Here is a 14,780-nt window from a genome sequence, read left to right as displayed (position 1 = left end):
CCGGTCAGCGCTCCAGGATCGCCACGACGCCCTGGCCGCCCGCCGCGCAGATGGAGATCAGGCCACGGCCCGATCCCTTCTGTGCGAGCAGTTTCGCCAGGGTGGCGACGATGCGGCCGCCGGTCGCGGCGAACGGGTGGCCGGCCGCCAGGGACGAGCCGTTGACGTTCAGCTTGGCGCGGTCGATCGAGCCGAGCGGCGCGTCCAGGCCGAGCTTGTCCTTGCAGAACTCCGGCGACTCCCAGGCCGCGAGGGTGCTGAGCACCTGCGACGCGAACGCCTCGTGGATCTCGTAGTAGTCGAAGTCCTGCAGGGTGAGCCCGTTGCGGGCGAGCATCCGCGGCACGGCATAGGCCGGGGCCATCAGCAGGCCCTCGGCGCCGTGCACGTAGTCGACCGCCGCGGTCTCCGAGTCCGTGAGATAGGCCAGCGCCGGCAGCGAGTGTGCGGCCGCCCACTCCTCCGAGGCGAGCAGCACTGTCGACGCGCCGTCGGTGAGCGGCGTCGAGTTGCCGGCCGTCATGGTCGGGTTCTCCGTGCCGTACACCGTCTTCAGCGACGCGAGCTTCTCGATCGTGCTGTCACCGCGCAGGTTCTGATCTTTCGTAAGGCCCAGATAAGGCGTCAAAAGATCATCGAAAAAGCCTCTTTCGTACGCGGCCGCGAGGCGCTGGTGCGAGGTGAGCGCCAGCTCGTCCTGCGCCTCCCGGGTGATCTGCCAGCGCAGGGCGGTGATCGCCGCGTGCTCGCCCATCGAGAGCCCGGTGCGTGGCTCCGAGTTGCGCGGCTGCACCGGCTGGAGCGCCTGCTGCGGGCGCAGTTTCGCGGCGGCCTTGAGGCGGGCGCCGAACGTGCGCGCGCGGTTCATCTCCAGCAGCGCGCGGCGCATGTCCTCGTTGACCTGCAGCGGGGCGTCCGAGGTGGTGTCCACGCCACCGGCGACACCGGCGTCGATCTGCCCGAGGGCGATCTTGTTGGCGACCAGGATGGCGGCTTCCAGGCCGGTGCCGCAGGCCTGCTGGATGTCGTACGCCGGGGTCCGCGCGTCGAGGCGGGAGCCGAGCACCACCTCGCGGGTCAGGTTGAAGTCACGGGAGTGCTTGAGCACGGCGCCCGCGACGACCTCGCCGAGCTGCTCGCCGGCCAGGCCGAACCGGGCGATCAGCCCGTCCAGCGCGGCGGTCAGCATGTCCTGGTTCGAGGCTTCGGCGTACCGGCTGTTGGACCGGGCGAACGGGATCCGGTTCCCGCCGAGCACCGCAACCCGCTTGATGTCCGGCACGACTATCCTCCACATCGACAGCACTTCGGTTACTCACCGGTAGGCTACCCGCATGGCTGACAGGTACGCGAACTTCGCCAACTCCGGACTCGGCCGGACCGTGGTCAAGCGGCTCGGGCTCCCCGACCCGCCCCGGCTGCGGCGTCACCAGGCGGGAGATCCGCTGGCCGACGGGCCGGTCCTGGTCGGTGCGGCGCCTGACGGCCGGCTCTCCGAGCCGATCCGCAAACTGCTGGGAGACGCAGGCGTCGAGGTCGCCCCTTCCTTCACCGAGGGTACGAGATATGCGGCGCTGATCTTCGACGCCACCGGCATCGTGGCATCCGAGCAGTTGCGGGCGTTGTACGACTACTTTCACGCGTACGCACGCTCGGTGAAGGTCTCGGGCCGCGTGATCGTGCTCGGCACCCAGCCGGACCTGACGCCTGGGCCGGAAGAGGCGACCGCGCAGCGGAGCCTTGAAGGTCTGACCCGGAGCATCGGCAAGGAGTTCGGGCGCGGGGTGACGAGTCAGCTCGTCTATGTGGCGCCCGGCGGCGAGGGTGGGCTCGAGTCCACCCTGCGGTTCCTGCTGAGCGGGCGCTCGGCCTATGTGTCCGGGCAGGTCATCCGGATCGGCGCCGGCACTGTGGAAGTCCCGGCGGACTGGGAACGGCCGCTCGCCGGCAAGCTCGCCCTGGTCACCGGCGCGGCCCGGGGCATCGGCGCGGCGATCGCCCGCACCCTGGCCCGCGACGGCGCCGACGTGATCGCACTCGACGTCCCGGCTGCCGGCGACTCCCTCGCCGACGTGGCGAACTCCTGCCAGGGCCGTGCCCTCCAGCTGGACCTCACCGCCGAGGACGCGCCCGCCCGGTTGGCCGGGTACCTCGCCGCCGGACCGCACGCCGGCGTCGACATCGTCGTGCACAACGCCGGCATCACCCGCGACAAGACGATCGCCCGGATGTCCGCCGATCACTGGGACTCGGTGATCGGGGTCAACCTGACCGCGCCGTCGCGGGTCAATGACTTGTTGCTCTCGCGCTCGCTGATCCCCTCGGGCGGACGCATCATCGGCGTCGCGTCGATCGCCGGCATCGCCGGGAACCGGGGGCAGACGAACTACGCGACCAGCAAGGCCGGCGTGATCGGCATGGTCGAGTCGCACGCCGCGGATCTGCTGGGTCGCGGCATCACGATCAACGCGGTGGCGCCCGGCTTCATCGAGACCGCGATGACCGCGAAGATGCCGGTCGGCCTGCGCGAAGCCGGCCGCCGGCTGAACAGCCTGTCCCAGGGCGGCCTCCCGATCGACGTCGCCGAGACGATCGCCTGGTTCGCGTCACCGGCGTCGGCCGCGATCACCGGCAACGTGGTGCGGGTCTGCGGCCAGAGCCTGCTGGGTGCTTGAGAATGTCGGGTGCTTGAGATGGTGGGTGCCTGAGATGGTGGCGGTCGTCGAGCTGAGTTCCGGGCCGGGGACGACGGCTTCCTATGCCCGGGCCGCGCTGGGCATGCTCCCGGGCACCCGCCGCGGCTCGACCCTGCCGGACATCGAGATGGTGCACCGGGGTGTCGTGGTGGACCGGTCGCATCTGGCGGCCTACGACCGGGTGTGCGGTTTCCGGCTGTCCGATCGGTTGCCGGCTACGTATCCGCATGTGCTCGCGTTCCCGCTGACCATGCAGCTGATGACGGCGCCGGATTTCCCGCTGGGGTTGATCGGTCTGGTCCACGTGACGAACCGGATCACGGTGTCCCGGCCGGTGCTGGCGGAGGAGCGGCTCGATCTGTCGGTGCGGGCGGTGGAGCTGCGCGATCATCCACGGGGCCGCCAGTTCGACGTGGTCACCACCGCTTCGGTGGGCGGGGCCGGGGTGTGGCGAGAGGTGTCGACATACCTCCGCGTGACAAAGCCGCGGGGCGGTTCCCAGGATCCGGGCGGGCCCCTTGTTCCGGACATTTCCGAAATTTCGGTTTTGGCGGGAACCGTGTGGTGGGTGCCGGCCAGGGTGGGCAGCGACTACGCCGCTGTCTCCGGCGACCGCAACCCGATCCACACGTCCCGGGTAGGCGCCAAACTCTTCGGCTTCCCCCGCCCGATCGCCCACGGCATGTGGACGAAGGCCCGCTCCCTGGCCGCTTTGGAGGGCCGCCTCCCGGAGTCGTACACCGTGGACGTCGCCTTCAAGAACCCCCTGCTCCTCCCCTCCAAACCGTCCTTCACGGCCACCCCAACCGGCGCGGGCCGGGAGTTCACCCTCCACTCACAACGCACCCACCTGACCGGCAGAATCACCCCCTGAGAAGCCCTCTCCCACGGCCGGCAACCCGGCACCCCCGCGCGGCGCCGCCCTCGACAGCCCCTGTCCAGCAGGAACGGCAACCAAGCCTGTGTGTCGATTTACGGTGCGATACGCGCCCGAACTCGACACACACGCCGCGAACCGCCCGCCCGTGTGAATGTGAGGTGCGCAGCGCACCCAAACTCGACACGCGATGCCCCGGGAGACGGCGAACCGGCCAGCAACGGTGCCGAGTTAGGGCCGCCTTCCTCGCCAAGATCGGGCCGCCGCGTGGGCGAGCCGTAGCTCAGCCCGGTTATTCGGGCCCGATGACGCGACTGAGCTACGGCTCCGGCCACGGAGCCGTAGTCCAGCCACCTTATGAGGACCCGATTACCTCACTCAGCTACGGCTCAGCCCCGCGCCTCGACACGCTCCGGTGAGGTCAGCGCGCCGTGGCGGCCCGGGGCGACTGGTCTGATTTATCGCTACAAAGTGGCTTACCGGGCGGCGATCTCGGTGAGTTACGCCCACATGGGACCACGCGCTTCCTAGATCTGACATGACTGCTCACGTCCGGGGCCGGCTTGTTCCTGCGGTCGTGTTTGCCGGCTCTACGCGACCACGAGCACAAGCCGCCCCGGCCGCGCTTTGCCCAGCTGTCGCCTGCGGCTGCCGGCTGTCGCGCATGGCGACCGTGAGCGCCAGCCGGCCTTGGCCGACCGGGCCCGCCTGACTGTGGGAGGCGCGGAACGCACCCGAACTCGACACGCAGCACCAGGCCCACCCGGCCGTGTCGACTTGGGGCGCGGAGCGCTTTTGGGGTCGGCGCGTGCGGGGTGGGGCTTGGTGGTTGTCAGGGGTGGGGGGTGCTCCTTAAAGTTACCGGCGAGTTAACCCGCTGCCGGAAAGGCTGATCCGACGTGGAGTTCTGGCTCGACCTCAATGAGGAACAACAAGACCTGCGTGCGTGGGTGCACGGGTTCGCCGAGACGGTGATCCGGCCCGCTGCGTCCGAGTGGGACGAGCGGGAGGAGACGCCCTGGCCGATTCTGCAGGAGGCTGCGAAGATCGGGCTTTACGGGTTCGAGTTCCTGGTCAACACCTGGTCGGACACGTCCGGGCTCAGTCTGCCGGTCGCCAACGAGGAGCTCTTCTGGGGTGACGGCGGCATCGGGATGGCGATCTCCGGGACGTCGCTCGCGGTCGCTGCGATCTACGGCTCGGGTACGCCCGACCAGCTCGTCGAGTGGGTACCGCAGTGCTTCGGTGACGCGGCCGATCCCAAGGTTGCCGCGTTCTGCAGCACCGAGCCGGAAGCCGGGTCGGATGTCGCGTCGATGCGCAGCCGGGCGGTCTACGACGAGGCGTCCGACGAGTGGGTGCTGAACGGGCAGAAGGCGTACGCCACCAACGGCGGCATCGCGAACGTGCACGTCGTGACGGCCAGCGTCGACCCGAGCCTGGGTTCCCGGGGGCAGGCCGCCTTCGTGGTGCCGCCCGGCACGAAAGGGCTGGCCGCGACCCGGAAGCTGAAGAAGCTGGGCCTTCGCGCCTCGCACACCGCCGACGTCTTCCTCGACGACGTGCGGATCCCCGGCAGCTGCCTGCTCGGCGGCAAGGAAGCCCTGGACCGGCGCCTGGCCCGCGCCAGAGAAAAGCAGAACACCCCGGCGGACCGGACGAAGCGATCCGGGCAGGCCGCGATGCGTACGTTCGAACTGTCCCGTCCCGCGGTCGGAGCACAGGCGCTCGGCATCGCCCGGGCCGCGTACGAGTACGCCCTGGAGTACGCGAAGACCCGTGTCCAGTTCGGCCGTCCGATCATCGAGAACCAGGCGATCGCGTTCGCCCTGGCCGACATGCGTACCGAGATCGACGCGGCGCGGCTGCTGGTGTGGCGGGCCGCGTGGATGGGCCGTAACGAGCGGCCGTTCGCGGCGGGCGAGGGTTCGATGTCGAAGCTGAAGGCCGGCGAGGTGGCGGTCGCCGTCACCGAGAAGGCGGTGCAGATCCTCGGCGGCGCCGGATACCTGCGTGATCACCCGGTGGAGCGGATGTACCGGGACGCCAAGATCTACACGATCTTCGAGGGCACCTCGGAGATCCAGCGTCTGGTGATCGCCCGAGCCATCTCCGGAGTCCACATCCGCTGACGAAAGCCCGGCAGGCCGACGAGAGACCAGATCTGCTGACGAGAGGGACGCACCCGACATGGACCTGCCCTTCATCGCCACCACGATGGCCCGGCGCGGCCTGATCACCCCGGGAAATCCGGTGCGGATCGTGCGGCAGTTCGGCGCGCTCGGCCGGTGGGGTTTCGGCCTCGCCGGCGAGCTGCGCCAGGCCGCGGCCCGCAGCCCCGAGCGGATCGCGGTGATCGACGACGAGCGCCGGGTGACGTACGCGGAGCTGCTGGCCGGCTCCGAGCGCGTGGCCCACGCGGTCAAGAGCAAGGGAATCAAAGGCGGGGACAGAGTCGGCCTGCTCTGCCGCAACTCGGCCCGGATGATCGAGGCGCTGATCGGGATCACCTCGCTCGGCGCCGACCCCGTGCTGATCAATACCGGACTCTCCGCCCACCAGCTCGCCACCGTCGCCGAGGACCAGGAGCTGTCCGCCCTGATCCACGACGAGGAGTTCGCCCCGCAGTTGGCTCTCGTCGAAAACATCGCGAAAATCCAGGCGGACAAGATCCCGGCGAAAAAAGGCGATGACCTCCGGCCGCCGGAGAAACCCGGCCGGACCATCGTGCTCACCTCCGGCACCACCGGCACACCCAAGGGAGCGCGACGGCCCACCCCCGGCGGCTTCGGCCCGCTCTGCTCGGTGATCGACCGGATCCCGCTGCGCGCCGGCGACCGGATCCTGCTGGCCGCGCCGCTCTTCCACACGTGGGGTTTCGCCGGTCTCCAGATCGCCCTGGCGCTGCGCGCGACGATCGTGCTGCATCGACGATTCGACGCCGCGAAGGTCCACGAGTCACTGATCCGGAACAACGTCGATGCGCTGATCGGCGTACCCGTGATGGTGCAGCAGCTGATGGATCTCCCAGCGCAAGAGGAAGTCCCCACAATCAAAACAGTCGCTGTAAGCGGCTCGGCTCTGCCGGGTGGCCTCGCCACCCGGTTCATGGATCGGTACGGAGACGTCCTCTACAACCTGTACGGCTCGACGGAGGCGTCCTGGGTCTCGATCGCCACGCCGGAGGACCTGCGGGCCGCGCCGAACACCGCGGGCCGGCCACCGTTCGGAACGACGGTGAAGATCCTCGGCGAGGACGACCGCGAAGTACCGGCTAGCACCGTCGAAAGCATCCACGTCGTCAACGAGATGCTTTTCGAGGGATATATCGGAAATAAAGATGTAAAGCGAACAAACGGCCTTCTCGGCACCGGCGATCTCGGCCACCTCGACGACACCGGAAGACTCTTCATCGACGGCCGCCAGGACGACATGATCGTTTCCGGCGGCGAGAACGTCTTCCCGTCCGAGGTGGAGAGCCTGCTCGCCGACGTCCCCCAGATCCGCGAAGCCGCGGTGATCGGCGTCCCGGACGACGAATACGGCCAGCGCCTGGCCGCGTACATCGTCCTGCGCGACGGCGAGAAGCTGACCCCGGACGAGGTCCGCGATCACGTCCGCCGTCACCGCGCCCGGTTCTGCGTGCCTCGCGATGTGACCTTCCTGGACGCCCTCCCCCGCAACGCCACCGGCAAGGTCGTGACCCGGGAACTCCACACACGATAATTTTCTGCAAGTTGCAGATTTGCCTCAGAGTGTGGACCTAGGCACCCTGAGTGACCATCGTGGACTGATGCAGTTGCTCTTGAACGACGAATTCGACGAGCTCTTCCGCGGTTTCCAGCGCGAGGCCTTCCATCTGGAGGTCGCCGACGCCTACGAGACACCCGAGGAGACCGAGCCGATACGTCGATATCTCGCCGGTGAGCCCGACGACTTCGGATGGCAGCAGCCCTGGCTGAATCTGGTCCGGCAGACCACCGCGTCCGGGCGCAGCGTGCGCCGGCTGCGCGTGGTGACCGAGCCGCACGTCGACTACACCCGCTGGCTGTTGAGCATCTCGCACCTCAACGCCGATGCCGGCGAGGTGATCCGCTGGCTGCCGCGCGGCGAGCTGGACGGCCTGCCGATCGCCGCCGACGACTACTGGATCTTCGACGACCGGCGAGCGGTGTTCACCCTGTCCGGGACAGACGAAGAGATCTTCGGTGCCGCGACCGACGACCCGGCGATCGTCGATCACTGCGTGCGGGTCCGCGACGCCCTCTGGCCGGTCGCGGTCCCGCACGACGAGTACGTCAAGCGCTGACGTCCGACCGCCGTTTCGCGTCGTCGCGGTGCGGCAGCGAAGCCGGATCGGGCAGGTCGAGCTGATCCTCCTCGGGCGCGGCGATCAGCCCGCTGCGATGCGCGATCAGCCGCCCGGCCGAGACCAGGTCGTCGAGCATCTGGGCGAGCCTTGACGCCCCGGCCCGGTTGCCGCTCCAGCCGAAGAGCCGGCCGGCCGCGGCCAGCAGGTCCTCCCCCTCGACCAGGCCGGCGTCGAGCACCAGGTATTCCAGGGCTAGCTGCAGCTCCGGCTCGGCGACCTGGTCGGGCTTGCGGTTCACCCCGTCGGCGGGTACCCGGACGGCCGGGATCGGCGCGTCGGGCGCGGTGACGAACGTGCCGTCGAATCCGGCACTGGACGAACGGATCGCCACGTCGATGGCGGTCTTCACACCCTGGGTGAGCCGGCTGATCCCCCACGCCTCGCGGATGCGCCGGGTCAGGACCTGCAGGTGCACCGGGCCTTCCAGCTCGGCGACCCGTTCGACGGCCTGCACGAGCAGGGCACGGGCCACGTCGTCGTTGGCGCGGGCACTGGCCGGCAGCGTGCCGACCGTGGCGCGCTCGTAGGGCAGCGCCCACTCCGGGCGCGGCGCCGGGCGGATGGCCAGCAGTTCCTCGTCCGCTTCGGCGAAGACGTCCGGGACGGCGAGGGCGTTCTCGATGGCGACCCGCAGCCGGGCCTCCTCCTGCGCCCGGTCGCGGTACCACGGGACGCTCCAGATCCGGTGCAGGCTCCAGCCGAGACTGTGCAGCACCTGGTCGCCCAGGCGGTCCCGGTCGCGAGCCACGGGAGCTGCGTGACCCGGGCCGTCGCACAGGACTCCGAGCACGTATCCGGAGTCGTCGGCGTCGTTTCCGCGTACCCCGACCGCGACGCGACCTGGACCGACGCCCACCTGGGCGTCCGCCGCGAAGCCCCAGCCCGTGATGGTTTCGAGGACGGAGTCCTCGAGCGCGGTGGAGATCTGGTCGCCTCGCTCACCCTGAGCGGTTCCCGAGGTCGCGTTCTCCAGGTACGCGGAAAGCTTGCGCTCGCCCTCTCCGGCGGGTTCGGCGCGGGCGGGGATGGCGCTGACCACCTCGACCCGCTGGCGGGCCCGGGTGATCGCGACGTTGAGCCGGCGGGCGCCGGTGGGGCCGCCGGCCGCGTCCAGGCTCGCACCGGTGGCCAGGATGATCACGTCGCGTTCGTCGCCCTGCGCGGTCTCGGCGTCCTTCACGAAGACGTCGCCGAGGAACCGTTCCAGGTCGGGGTCGCCGGCCAGGGTGGTCTCGACGGCGTCGGCGATCGTGTCGGCCTGTCCGGCGGTGAGCGTGACCACGCCGATCGACAGGGTGGGCCGGTGGTTGAAGTGGTGAACGACCCGCTCGGCCACGTAATCGGCCTCGCTGCCGCCGTGGCCGACGCCGAAGAGCTCGACGCCGATGTCCGGCCCGGGCGGCAGCGCGCCCGGGAACGTGATCAGCCGGCCCTGGTAGAACGCCTGGTTGGCGAAGTCGATGAGCGACTCGTGCCGGCTGCGGTAGTGCCGGGTGAGACCGATCCGGGTGAAGGCGCCGCAGTCGTTCGCGACGACCAGCGCCGACGGCTGATCGCCGGCGGGCGGCAGCTGGGCGTCGTCGCCCACGATGATCAGTGAGGTGCCGCGCCGGGCGCAGGAGACCAGCGCGGCCGGCGTCATCCGGGACGCCTCGTCGACGATCACGACGTCGAAGCGGGCCTGGTCCGGCAGGAACCGGCCGGCCGCGGCGGGCGGCATCAGGAAACACGGCTTCAGCGCGGCCGCGGCCTCCCAGACCTCGCCGAGCAGTTGCCGTACCGGCAGGTGGCCCTTCTGCTTCTGCCCCTCGGCGCGGATCAACGCGATCGTCGGCGGGGTCTTCTTCGGCGTCTTCGGCCGGCGCCGGTGTACGGCCTGGATGACCGCGCTCGCGGCGTCCTGGAGCAGTCCGGCGTCGAGCCGGTGGAAGACGTCGACCAGCTCGTTGCGGTCCCCGGCGGCGAGCGGTTCGAGCCGCTCGTCGGAGGCCACGACGTCCTCGGCCCACGCCCGGTACGCGGTCCGCTCGATCACGTCCGGCACCAGCCGCACGTCGACGGCGTGGTCGGCGCAGAAGTCCACGACACCGTCGAGACCGTGTTCGGCGAGGATCTCGCGGGCGTCCAGATAGTCGAACCACTCGCGCTGCCCGGTGTCGTCCTCGCGCAGGTCGCGCAGCAGGTCACGGGCGGTCTCGTAGCGGTCGAGGGTGGTGGCGAGCCGCACCTGCCGGGCCGGGCCGAACGCGTCCAGAATCCGCTGCCGGGCCTCCTGCCAGGCCGCGATCAGCGGCAGCAGGTCGGCCGGCCGGCTGCCGCCGCTGCCCAGCGCCCGCATCTGGTCGGAGTTCAGCGGCGCGTCCGTCCCGGTGCGCAGGGTCCGCGCCCGCGCCGCCCAGTCGATCGCCTCGCCGAGCGCCCGCAGATCGGTCCGCCGGCCCTGGTACGCGTCCCCGAGCGCAGCCCGGTACCCGGCCGACGCGGTGTTCAGTGCGTCCTCGGCGTCCAGGACGGCCTGCCGTGCCACCAGCACCGTCCGGGCTTCGGCGACGTTGAGGTCCCGGCCGACCGCCCGGCCCAGCTGGTCGAGCAGCGTCGCGGTCTCGCCGAGGGTGCCGACCTGGGCACGCAGCCAGGCGATGCCGTCGTGCACGGTGCCCTGTCCCAGCTCGGGACGGGCCGCCGGTTCCGGCTCCGGGCGCAGCGTGGACCGCCAGTGCCGGAACACGTCCCGAGCCTCGGTGACCGCGAGCAGCAGCTCCTCGTCGTGCCCGGTCTCCGAGGTGACGTAGCCGATCACGGCGGGCAGCGCCTCGGTCGGCGCGACCCGCAGCACCTCGGCCGCGGTCTCCAGGGCCCGGCCGACCCCGCGGAAGTCGGTGTCGAGCCGCTTCCAGTACCGGCCGAGCGAGGCGGCGTGCTGCCGTTCCGCCGCGACCAGGCCCTCGTGAGCCCGCCGCCAGGCGACCGCGAGGTCGAGGTGGACCACCGCCTCGTCGATGCTCACGTCGGGCCGGGTGAACCCGGCGACCGCCTCCTTGTCGCGCCGGTGCGGCGCGAGCAGCTTGCGGGCGCCGCGGTGCACGGTGGCGAACCGTTCGGCGAGTTCCTCGACGGGTTCGCGCAGCACCGCGTCGGTGAAGTACGCGTCCGCCTCGGCACGTGCGGCCGCGACGGCTTCGACGTGCCGGCGCAGCTGGGCGGCGGCGCCGTGCACCGCGCTCTGCGCGCCGGGGCTGAACCAGGCGGTCAGCGGCTTGTCCGGCCGGCCGCCGAGGTCGGCGATGAGGGTGACCAGCTCGACGTCGGTGAACATCACGACGTCCGGCAGGCGCAGCCGGGTGGTGACCCGGTCCAGGCGCCGCTGCTGGTGCTCCAGCTCGTCGGCGTCCGCGGCGAACCTGCTGGCCAGCGACTTGGCGTCGGCGGCGGTGAGCGGTTCGAGGCGTACCGCCGGCGGGATGAGCCGGTGCGGTTCGGGGATGCGGCCGGCGTCCAGCGGAGCGGCCAGGGTCTCCCAGCTCACGCCGGTACGCGCTTCGGCCTGCTCGACGGCCCGGGTCACCTCGTCGAGCAGCCGTTCCAGGTCTTCGGCGGCCTGGCGTACCGGGCGCAGGGCCAGCGTGGTGAGCCAGCTGTCCTGGACCTCGGGCGGCCGTTTGGCGGCGTGTTCGGCTGCTTCGGCGAGCGCCGGGGCGTCCGACGGCAGGCGCAGGTGGAACGCGGTGGCGATGGCCGCGTTCGGGGTGGACGCTCCGGCCAGGTCGTCGAGGGCGATCTGGGCGAGTTGCAGCGCCTCGTCGAGCGATTCCTTCTCCAGGACCTCACGCCACCGGAAACCGCTGCGCTCGTTGGCGGGGCGCCAGGCGGCGGCGAGGTTCTCGGCGGCGGCGCGTACCCGGTCCAGGGCCTCGCTGGTGAGCGCGGCCGCACCGATGCCGGCGGTCGGGGCGTCCGGCAGGTCGTTCAGCCCGGACAGGGCGCCGACGACGTCGTGCAGGCTCTTGCCGAGCGGTTCGCGGATCTCGTTGACGGCTTCCGCGTACGCGTTGAGCTTCTCCCGTGCCGCCCGCAGCGCTTCGCGTTCGTCGCCGGGCATCCCGGGCCCCGGAGCGGTCGGCGCCGCGTCCAGAGCGGCGGCCAGCGCGCTCGCCACGCTCCGCCGGGCGATCTTGGATCCGTGCAGGTCGAGCAGGTGGTTGCCGAGCCCGGCGGCGGAGAGCCGGTGCTGGACGGTGTCGAGGGCGGCGGCCTTCTCGGAGACGAACAGCACGCGTTTCCCGGCGTGCGCGAGCGCCCCGATCAGGTTGGCCACGGTCTGCGACTTGCCGGTTCCGGGCGGGCCGTCGATGACGAAGCTGTGCCCGTCGAGCGCGGCCGCGACGCAGGCCCGCTGGTCGGCGTCGGCGTCGAGCACCAGCGGGGTGTCCTCGGGCGGCGCCAGGGTGTCGATCTCGGCGGCGGTGATCGGCGCGAAGGTGAACGCGTTCGCGGTGCCGGTGGCGAGGGCGCGGACGACCGGGTGCCCGGCGGCGGCGTCGGCGTGGACCGACAGATCGCGGCGGATCTCCTCGGCGGCCACGTCGAAGCGGGCCAGGACCAGGGTGTTGTCAGTGCGCCAGCCCGCCTTGGAGGAGATCTGGCCGTTCAGCTCCGCGATGTCGACGCCCAGCTTCGCCAGGCGGGTGGCGAGCGCCGGGTTCGGGATCGGATCGCCGCTGCCGGCGCGCAGGCTCGGCACGTCGTCCGGGCCGAGCGCGACGAGCTCCACGGGCACGAGCTGGATCGGGCTGGCGTAGCCCGTACCGTCGCTGTCCTGCCAATGCAGCAGGCCGGCGGCGAGGTGCAGGACCTCGACCCCGCGGTCGGCCTGTTCGGCAAGGGCGTGCCGGCGAAGCCGGCGCAGCAGCGGGTGCAGCACCTCGTCCGGCAGATCAACCCGCAGCCGGCCGTCGCCGAACACCCAGTCCTTGCCCTCGCTGAGCGCGGTGAGCACGCCGGACGCGTCCGGTGCGACGATCTCGACGAGGTCAGCGCCGCCGCGTGGCAGGTTGAGGAGCCGGTTCGCAGGCCCTGGTTCGCCGATACCGTCGCGCCAGGCCGCAAGCGCCGCCCGGGCGTCATCGCCCGGGCCGGTGGGTCCTTCAGCATCATCCGGCCGCATGTGCCCATTCCAGCAAGGCGGCCGGATGAATGCTGGCGATTCGCCCGAATATCGACTCAGTTGCGGCGTCGAGCGACCAAGACAGCGTCGTGAATCGTGATTTCCCGGCCTTCCGGGTCGGTGTGCGGCCTCGGCCGGGCCTCGGCGGCGACGATCTCCCACAACGACGGGTCGAGCGTCGCGGCGATCTGTTCACCGGTGAAGAGCATGTCCGGGAAGTGCATCCGGCCCACGGTGGTCACCAGATCGGACGGGTGGTGACCGACGATCAGCAGGGTCCCGCCGGGTGCGACAGCGCCGGCCAGGTGGGCGTACAGCTCCTGCCGCGCCTGCGGCGGCAGGTGCATGAACTGCGCCGAGACCAGATCGTACGAGGCCGCGGCGGGCGCCTCCTGGCGAAGATCAGCGTGACTGAACGTGATCCGATCGGCGACACCGGCCGACTTGGCGTGCCCGGCGGCCCGGCCCAGCGCCACTGTCGAGATGTCGGCCGCGGTGACCTGCCAGCCCCGCTGGGCCAGCCAGACCGCGTCGGCGCCCTCACCGGAGCCGACGTCGAGCGCCCGCCCGGCGCTCAGATCGGTCGCCTCGGCCACCAGCTGCGGGTTGGGCCGTCCGCTCCAGATGGCGTCCTTGCCCCGGTACCGCTCCTCCCAGGCATCCTCCTCGAACATCGTGGAGATCCGGTGCCGGTACGCGCCGACGGCCTCCCGGGTCTCCTCCGCGATCAGGTCCAGGTTGATCATCGCGCCGGTGGTCTGCGCGGCCGCGGCGGCGACCGCCACCGTGGCGCCCAGGTTCGTGACGTTGCCGGCTACCCAGACGCCGGGAACCGCGGTGGCGCCGTTCGGCTCGGCCGGGATGTGGGTGCCGAGCACGTGGCCGTTCATCTCGAAGTCGACCGCCTTGAGGCCGAGCGACTCCAGGATCGCCGAGCGGGCCACGAAGCGGGGGCCGACCGCGATGGCGTCCAGTGCCACCACGGCGCCGGATTCGAGCCGTACTCCGGTGAGGCGGTCGCCGGTGACCTGGACCGAGGCGATCGGCTCGGCGACCACCGGCATCCCGCGGGCGGCGAGCTCTTCGGCCTGCTCGGGGCCGGGCGCGGCGCTGCCGTTGAGCAGGAAGAGCACGTGCGGGCTGAGCTGGCGCCACATCTGCGCTGTGTGGAAGGCCAGCGGGCCGCTCACGATCACGCCGATCCGCTGGTCGCGGAGTTCGTACCCGTGGCAGTACGGGCAGTGCGCGACGTCGCGGCCCCAGCGGTCGGCGAGGCCGGGGATGTCCGGGAGTTCGTCGACCAGGCCGGTGGTGACGAGGAGCCGTCGTCCGGTGACCTGGCGGCCGTTGTCCAGCGTGACAGTGAAGCCGTCGTCACCTTTAACGGCCGAAATAGCGGTCGCGGTCACGAATTCCGCGCCATATCCGGAGACTTCCGCACGGCCCGCCGCCAGCAGCTCCGCCGGCGGCCGGCCGTCGAACCCCAGGACGTTGTGCATGTGAGCCGCCGGAGCATTCCGCGGCTCACCGCTGTCCACGACGAGCACCGACCGCCGGGAGCGGGCCAGCACCATCGCCCCGCTCAGCCCGGCGGCGCCGCCACCGATCACTACGACGTCGTACGCATCCTGCTGCATCGGACTTCCCTTCGCGTTACCCCTGGCTACCTGC

General features: G+C 71.1%; 8 protein-coding genes. 5 read left to right on the top strand and 3 right to left on the bottom strand.

Features of this window, described 5'->3' with window-relative positions:
• Positions 1-4: 4 nt before the first annotated feature.
• Entirely contained in the window at positions 5-1,282 is a 1,278-nt protein-coding gene (locus B0I29_RS04905; RefSeq protein WP_111647630.1) for an acetyl-CoA C-acetyltransferase, read from the bottom strand.
• A 52-nt stretch (positions 1,283-1,334) separates the two neighbouring features.
• Here B0I29_RS04905 and B0I29_RS04900 point away from each other — a divergent pair, with 52 nt between their 5' ends.
• The 5 genes from B0I29_RS04900 to B0I29_RS04880 all read left to right on the top strand — a co-directional run bounded on the left by B0I29_RS04900 (position 1,335) and on the right by B0I29_RS04880 (position 7,882).
• Positions 1,335-2,675 carry a 3-oxoacyl-ACP reductase gene (locus B0I29_RS04900; RefSeq protein ID WP_111647629.1) on the top strand — a complete coding sequence of 447 codons (1,341 nt, stop codon included), beginning with the start codon at positions 1,335-1,337 and terminating at the stop codon, positions 2,673-2,675.
• 34 nt (positions 2,676-2,709) lie between these two features.
• Complete coding sequence (locus B0I29_RS04895; RefSeq protein ID WP_111647628.1) at positions 2,710-3,570, top strand: MaoC/PaaZ C-terminal domain-containing protein; 861 nt, start codon at positions 2,710-2,712, stop codon at positions 3,568-3,570.
• 902 nt (positions 3,571-4,472) lie between these two features.
• The gene (locus B0I29_RS04890; RefSeq protein WP_111647627.1) at positions 4,473-5,705 is read left to right on the top strand and encodes an acyl-CoA dehydrogenase family protein; all 1,233 of its coding nucleotides are present in this window, start codon (positions 4,473-4,475) and stop codon (positions 5,703-5,705) included.
• A 58-nt stretch (positions 5,706-5,763) separates the two neighbouring features.
• A complete protein-coding gene (locus tag B0I29_RS04885) occupies positions 5,764-7,299 on the top strand; it encodes an AMP-binding protein (protein ID WP_111647626.1) in 1,536 nt (511 codons plus the stop codon).
• 67 nt (positions 7,300-7,366) lie between these two features.
• Positions 7,367-7,882, top strand: a complete 516-nt coding sequence (locus B0I29_RS04880; RefSeq protein ID WP_111647625.1) for a DUF6879 family protein — start codon at positions 7,367-7,369, stop codon at positions 7,880-7,882.
• Here the strand turns inward: B0I29_RS04880 and B0I29_RS04875 are convergent.
• Positions 7,872-13,109 carry a DUF3320 domain-containing protein gene (locus B0I29_RS04875; RefSeq protein WP_111647624.1) on the bottom strand — a complete coding sequence of 1,746 codons (5,238 nt, stop codon included), beginning with the start codon at positions 13,107-13,109 and terminating at the stop codon, positions 7,872-7,874. The genes B0I29_RS04880 and B0I29_RS04875 overlap by 11 nt on opposite strands.
• Positions 13,110-13,165: 56 nt before the next feature.
• Positions 13,166-14,746: a bifunctional NAD(P)/FAD-dependent oxidoreductase/class I SAM-dependent methyltransferase gene (locus tag B0I29_RS04870; RefSeq protein WP_111647623.1), complete on the bottom strand. Its 1,581-nt coding sequence runs from the start codon at positions 14,744-14,746 to the stop codon at positions 13,166-13,168.
• Positions 14,747-14,780 lie beyond the last annotated feature (34 nt).

The sequence above is a fragment of the Actinoplanes lutulentus genome (genome assembly GCF_003259845.1).
GTDB classification, from domain to species: domain Bacteria; phylum Actinomycetota; class Actinomycetes; order Mycobacteriales; family Micromonosporaceae; genus Actinoplanes; species Actinoplanes lutulentus.
Note: the sequence above shows the minus strand (reverse complement) of the source record. Positions and strands in the feature narration are given on the sequence as shown.

Excerpts from the sequence above, each read along its gene's own strand:
- B0I29_RS04900 (WP_111647629.1), top strand. The coding sequence starts at position 1,335 with ATGGCTGACAGGTACGCGAACTTCGCCAACTCCGGACTCGGCCGGACC.
- B0I29_RS04895 (WP_111647628.1), top strand. The coding sequence starts at position 2,710 with ATGGTGGCGGTCGTCGAGCTGAGTTCCGGGCCGGGGACGACGGCTTCC.
- B0I29_RS04885 (WP_111647626.1), top strand. The coding sequence starts at position 5,764 with ATGGACCTGCCCTTCATCGCCACCACGATGGCCCGGCGCGGCCTGATC.
- B0I29_RS04880 (WP_111647625.1), top strand. The coding sequence starts at position 7,367 with ATGCAGTTGCTCTTGAACGACGAATTCGACGAGCTCTTCCGCGGTTTC.
- B0I29_RS04875 (WP_111647624.1), bottom strand. The coding sequence starts at position 13,109 with ATGCGGCCGGATGATGCTGAAGGACCCACCGGCCCGGGCGATGACGCC.
- B0I29_RS04870 (WP_111647623.1), bottom strand. The coding sequence starts at position 14,746 with ATGCAGCAGGATGCGTACGACGTCGTAGTGATCGGTGGCGGCGCCGCC.